The organism is Bradyrhizobium sp. P5_C11_2 (assembly GCF_054049755.1).
In genome coordinates, this window is record NZ_JBFULT010000499.1 from 1 (window position 1) to 5,623 (window position 5,623).

Genomic DNA, 5,623 nt, shown 5'->3' on the forward strand with positions numbered 1-5,623 from the left:
GCGCTACATCGAGCCGGCGGCGTAGGACGATCGCACCATGCTGGTCGACAGCCACTGCCATCTGGATTTTCCGGACTTTGCGGAAGACCTCGACGGGATCGTGTCGCGCGCGCGTGCGGCCGGCATCAAGCGCATGGTCACGATCTCGACGCGGGTACGGAAGCTGAACCAGCTTCTGGCCATCGCCGAGCGTTACGACGAAGTCTATTGCTCGGTCGGGACTCATCCGCACAACGCGGATGAAGAGGACGGCATCGCGCCGGACGAGCTGATCGCGCTAACGCGGCATCCCAAGGTCGTCGCGCTCGGAGAGGCCGGGCTCGACTATTTCTACGATAACGGTTCGCCCGAGGCACAGGCGAGGGGCTTTCGCGCTCATATCGCCGCCGCCCGCGCCACCGGCCTGCCGCTGGTGATCCACACCCGCGAGGCCGACGAAGACTGCGGCCGTATCCTGGAAGAGGAGACGGCCAAGGGATCGTTTAACGCCGTGCTGCATTGCTATACGGGTGGGCGCGAGCTGGCGCTGAAGGCGGTTTCGCTGGGGCTCTATATCGGCTTCACGGGCATCCTGACCTTCAAGAAATCGGAGGCCCTTCGCGCCCTCGCGGGCGAATTGCCGCCTGACCGTATTCTGGTTGAAACAGACTCGCCCTATCTTGCGCCCGGCAAGTTCCGGGGCAAACGCAACGAGCCGGCCTATGTGGTCGAGGTTGCCAAGGTGCTCGCCGAAACGCGTGGCGTGTCGCTTCAAGAGATATCACGCCAGACCACCGAGAATTTCTTCCACCTGTTTTCCAAGGTGACAGCCTGAATCTGGGAGCCGCATGACGCTGACGCTGACGATCCTGGGCTGCGGCTCTTCCGCCGGCGTGCCGCGTCCGGCACTCGGCTGGGGCGCCTGCGATCCCAACAATCCCAAGAACCGGCGTCGCCGCTGTTCGCTGCTGGTCGAACGGACCTCGGAGCACGGCACCACGCGCATTGTCATCGACACCTCGCCGGATCTCCGCGAGCAATTGCTCTCGACCAATGTCGACCACATCGACGCGGTGTTCCTGACCCACGAGCACGCCGACCAGACCCACGGCATGGACGATCTGCGCTCGGTGGTCATGCACATGCGGCGGCGTATTCCGACCTATTTCAACCAGTCGACCGCGAAGGACATCCTGGCGCGGTTCTCCTATTGCTTCATCTCGCCGGAGGGCAGCGACTATCCGCCGATCCTGACCCGGCATTCGATCGAGGCCGGCGAAAGCCAGACCATCCTGGGAAAGGGCGGCGCGGTGACGATGACGGCCTTCCTGGTGCAGCACGGCGCCATTCCCGCACTCGGCTATCGCATCGGGGACGCCGCCTACACGCCCGACCTCAACGACATCCCGCGCGAGAGCTGGGGCGCGCTGGAAAATCTGGACCTTTGGATCGTCGACGGTCTGCGCTACACCAGCCATGTCAGCCATTTCAGCATCAACGACGCGCTGTCCTGGATCGAGCGCTTCAAGCCGAAGCGCGCCGTCATCACCAACATGACGGCCGACGTCGATTACGAGGTGATCCGGCAGTCGCTGCCTGCCGGGGTGGTGCCGGCCTATGACGGAATGCGGCTGGAGACGTATTGAGGGCGCCTACCAGGCGTAGCGCAGCACGGCCTTGCCGGTGTAGGCGCGCACCAGGCTCGACACTTCGCTGTCGAAATTCACTGCAGCCGACCAGCCGTTCAGGTCGCGCAGCTCGATCGCAACGCCTGTCAGCGCCGCGTTCGACGCCAATGTCGTGCCGTTCGTGATCAATCCCTGACGGGGCAGGGACTGGAACGCCGCCGGGATCGACTGCCCCGCGCTGAAATCATGCGCCCAGGCGAGCCGCCCGCGCAGGTTCATCACGCTGCCCAACAGCGCAAAGGAAGCGCTCGTGCGCAGGCCGAGCTCGGTACGGCCGTCGGTGAAACTGTCGCCGCTAGGCGCTGCCGCAAACCCGTTGGCCGCGTCGGGTGGCTGCGTCGCGTTGGAGGGCAGGCGGAAGGTGGTGGCCTGAGCCGCCGCATAGGGCGTGACGCCGAGCCAGGGCATGGCAAAACGATAGCCGCCTTCGATCCGGCCGGAATAGGCGTTGGCGTTGATCGCCGTGTTGAAGTCGGAGCCGGCCGGCGCCACCGCTTGATCGTTGCTGATGGCCTGCCACCCATAGGCAAGCGCGGTGGCGACATAAGCCGATCCGGCCGTATGCCTGACGAAGGCGCCGGCCTGGAACAGATCGGAGTGGCCGCTCGAAAAATTATTGGCGAAGCCGGTGCCGCCGCCGGCAAGCGCAAATCCCATCCGCGTCTGCGGCGACAGCCAATAGTCGGCGCCAACCACCGTGCCGAAGCTCCGGCTGGCCGAGCCGGTGCCGCCGGTCGATACCTGCGAGCCGCCGAAGCCGGCGGCCCAGACGTTCCAGCGCGGGGCAGCGAGCGAGGGCTTGCCGTAGACCGCCCCATAGGCCTCGCGTCCGATGCCGCCATGCGTCCGGTCGTTCCCCATGGAGGCGTAGGCGGAGAGCTCTGCGTCGAATTCGGCGGGCCCGATGCCGCGGCCGTCGACGGCGGGATCGAGCAGGGCGTGCGTGAACTGCGTCATCGCCATGAACGTGGTCTGCGCCGTCTCGGTCTGCGAAGCGCCGGCGGAGCCGCCGCCAAAGGCCTGCCGCATGCCGGCGAACCTCGCCCCGCCGGCAAAGCCCTGCGGATCGGCGTTCCAGCCGTAGTTCGGTTGCATGCCGCCGCCCCCACCGCCATTGCCGACCCAGGCCCCGGCGAAACCCGGCGCCGGGGGAGCGGCGAACGGCGCGGGACCGCCAAGACCGTTGAAGCCGTAGCCGGGTGCATTTTGGCCGCTGGGCCCGAGATTCTGCGGGCCGGCAAACGCGCCGAACTCGCGCATGACCTGCGCGCCGGCTGCGTTGGGCAGCAGCAATCCGGCCGTCAATAGCAGCAGCGCCAGACGCGCACGCGCGTCCGCGCTCACGATACCAACCGCATGAGGCGCCCCAACCGCGCCGGTCGCCAGCCACGCAGCCCGCGCGGCAAATCCGTCGGGAATCAGCGAATCCGGTTACACGGAAAGGTAAATGCGTCGCTGACGTTTTCCAATCTTTTCCGGCCGTGTCCGGATGTCGTCAAACATGCACGATCGGTTTCAGGACGAATCGCAGTCGTGGTGGAGGCGCAGTGTCAATCCGGGGTTTGCATGGAAGACRATCGGGACACCGACGCAATTTTCGGGGGTGATGCGTCCTACAGTTGCAATCTATTCTTGGTGCCTCGTATAGTAAGGTAGCGGAGGTGCACACTATGACTGACCCCTTAACCGTCGGAGCATTGGTGGCAGCAGCGCTTGGGATGGCAGGTGAAGCCGTTCTAAAAGGCGCTGTAGGGGAAGCTGTCAAAGATGGCTATAAGACCCTCAGGGACAAAGTTGCGGGTTGGGCTGATAAGGATGTTCGGGCTTTGGAACAGGCCCCGACGTCGGCTGCCCGTAGAGCAGTGATTGCCGAAATTTTGGACGCAAAGCCGTTGGAAGAGGTGACACCGGCTCGTGACCTAGCAGAGCAGCTCATTGCTGCGTTGAAGGCTGGCGGAGCAAGTACAAGTACCGGCCTTGATATAGGCAGTTTGCACGCCGATGAAGCCATCATTCGTGAAATCAAGGTCCGKAGCGGAACTGGAGCGCGAATAGGGGAAGCTCACGTTTCGGGAACTTTCGCTGTCGAAAAGATCGACGTGGGAAACGCTTCGGGAAAATCCTGACAGCAGCGGACCAGCACCCGACCGCTGCGTCGAACATCGGGTTCTACGGCAATATTCAAGCCCAAACGGTCGGCCTGACAATTGGGAGCACTGTTGGCTCTCCGGCGCGGACATTCGCAAGCAACATTCCACCTCGCGATCTCCCGTTTGTTGGCCGCAGTGAATTGCTCAGACAGATCAGCGAAATTTTAGTTGATCCGTTGCGCGACGGTGTCTTGGTTCTCCGCGGTCAAGCCGGAGTTGGAAAGAGCGAGGTCGCCAGAGAATTCGCCCGACGCAGCCGCAGCAGATATCCCGGCGGGACTTTTTTTCTTGACGCGCGGCCCGACAGGCTCGTTGTCGAACTCGCGAGAATTGGAAGAACGTGGCTCGGCCTTAATCTTCCTTCGGACTTCAGCCTTGAAGATCAAGCAATTCGCGCGCTTAGCGCGCTTTCTGCCGCGCCTTCTTTGCTCATCTTTGACAATGCGCAGTCGGAGGAAACGATACGATCCTGGCTGCCACCAGCGGGCATGCCCTGCCATGTCTTGGTGACTTCGCTGATGGAGTACGAAAATCAAGGCTGGCGCGCGATTTCTGTCGTTCCACTTTCGGATACTTCCTCTCTAGAACTCGTTGACAAAATGGGTGGCGAGGGCGTTCCCACAAAGCTTCGGGATCAGGTCGCATCTCAAGCGCACGGCTTGCCGGTCCAATTGGTACCGCTGGCTCGTGCCCTACGACGAGCGGTAAGTCGTGACCGGATCGCTTCAGTCCAGCTAGCCCTGAGCACAGAGGCATCTGAGAGTTTCTCTAGCGTTTATGATCAACTCAGTTCAGCTACACGCGCCCTGCTGCAGGCCGCCGCGCGGTTAAATTACCAAAGGATCATCACATCGGAACTTAAGTACCATCTAACACAGGGTGGCGGGTGGAGCGACGATGAGTTCGAAAAGAACCTCGATATCTGTGTGGATCTCGCGATGCTTGAGGGGCATGCCGAAATGCGCATGCATCAGCTTTTTTCCGCATATGTTCGTACTCGCACATCCTGGAACCAAGGCTCCAGTGATATCGCGATCATCCAAAGTCAGGCCCGGCGCATGATTGAGTTGGCGCGGCAACTGCACGAAAATCCTAGTCGATCTGATCTAGCGAGTGCTCTAACGATGTACTCGATACGACTCCAGGATTGGGAGGAGTGCGAATCTGCCTTTTCTACGAGCGGAGTCGACGAAATAGGCCAAGCTCTCGTTGATATTGGCCAGTTCGATGCGGCTCGTTCGTGGTGCGAATGGGCCGTCAACAAAAAGGAACAGTACGAAGCGGCGAACGCTAACGCGGATCACGAGAGCATCGGCAAGAGTCTTCATTTGGTAGGTTTTTGCTTTAGCAACAAGGGTGAGTACGAGAACGCACAGAGGTGGCTTGAGCGCGCCGTTGCAAGTAAGAAGAGAGGCAACCTGGAGGGGCGAGTTGATCATGACAGTCTCGGAAAGAGCCTGCACTCACTTGGCTATTGTTTGAGCCGCGTCGGTAAACCTGACGACGCACTTTTGCAGTTCGAGCTTGCAGTTGGCGCCAAAGAGAAAGGCGACATCAACGGACGGATTGATCATCAAAACGTCAGCATGAGCCTTCACCAAGTGGGTATTTGCCTGCGGCGTACCGGCCGATTCCAGCAGGCGTCATCGTGGTTCGAGCAGGCTGTTGCGAGGAAGAAGCACGGCGACTTCATACAGAGGGTCGATCATCAAAGTGTGGGCGTAAGTTTGCATCAAATTGGCATCTGCTCATTCGATGCCAACGACTTCGATTATGCCCGCTCATGGTTTGAGAGCGCTGTTGCGG

Annotated in this window: 5 protein-coding genes; 4 read left to right on the forward strand and 1 reads right to left on the reverse strand. The window is 61.3% G+C overall.

The genetic code is table 11. From position 1 onward, the window contains the following. Positions 1–37 precede the first annotated feature (37 nt). Both ACXJL8_RS32140 and ACXJL8_RS32145 read left to right on the forward strand, forming a co-directional pair. Positions 38–814: a TatD family hydrolase gene (locus ACXJL8_RS32140; protein WP_456619040.1), complete on the forward strand. Its 777-nt coding sequence runs from the start codon at positions 38–40 to the stop codon at positions 812–814. Positions 815–827: 13 nt separating this feature from the next. Next, a complete protein-coding gene (locus tag ACXJL8_RS32145) occupies positions 828–1,625 on the forward strand; it encodes an MBL fold metallo-hydrolase (protein ID WP_456619041.1) in 798 nt (265 codons plus the stop codon). A 6-nt stretch (positions 1,626–1,631) separates the two neighbouring features. Here ACXJL8_RS32145 and ACXJL8_RS32150 read toward each other — a convergent pair whose 3' ends face one another. Next, the gene (locus ACXJL8_RS32150; RefSeq protein WP_456619042.1) at positions 1,632–3,011 is read right to left on the reverse strand and encodes an autotransporter outer membrane beta-barrel domain-containing protein; all 1,380 of its coding nucleotides are present in this window, start codon (positions 3,009–3,011) and stop codon (positions 1,632–1,634) included. Between the two features lie 326 nt (positions 3,012–3,337). Here ACXJL8_RS32150 and ACXJL8_RS32155 point away from each other — a divergent pair, with 326 nt between their 5' ends. After that, positions 3,338–3,793 carry a hypothetical protein gene (locus ACXJL8_RS32155; RefSeq protein ID WP_456619043.1) on the forward strand — a complete coding sequence of 152 codons (456 nt, stop codon included), beginning with the start codon at positions 3,338–3,340 and terminating at the stop codon, positions 3,791–3,793. Between the two features lie 164 nt (positions 3,794–3,957). Next, the coding region (locus ACXJL8_RS32160) for a hypothetical protein (protein WP_456686233.1) at positions 3,958–5,623 on the forward strand (1,666 nt) is incomplete at its 3' end.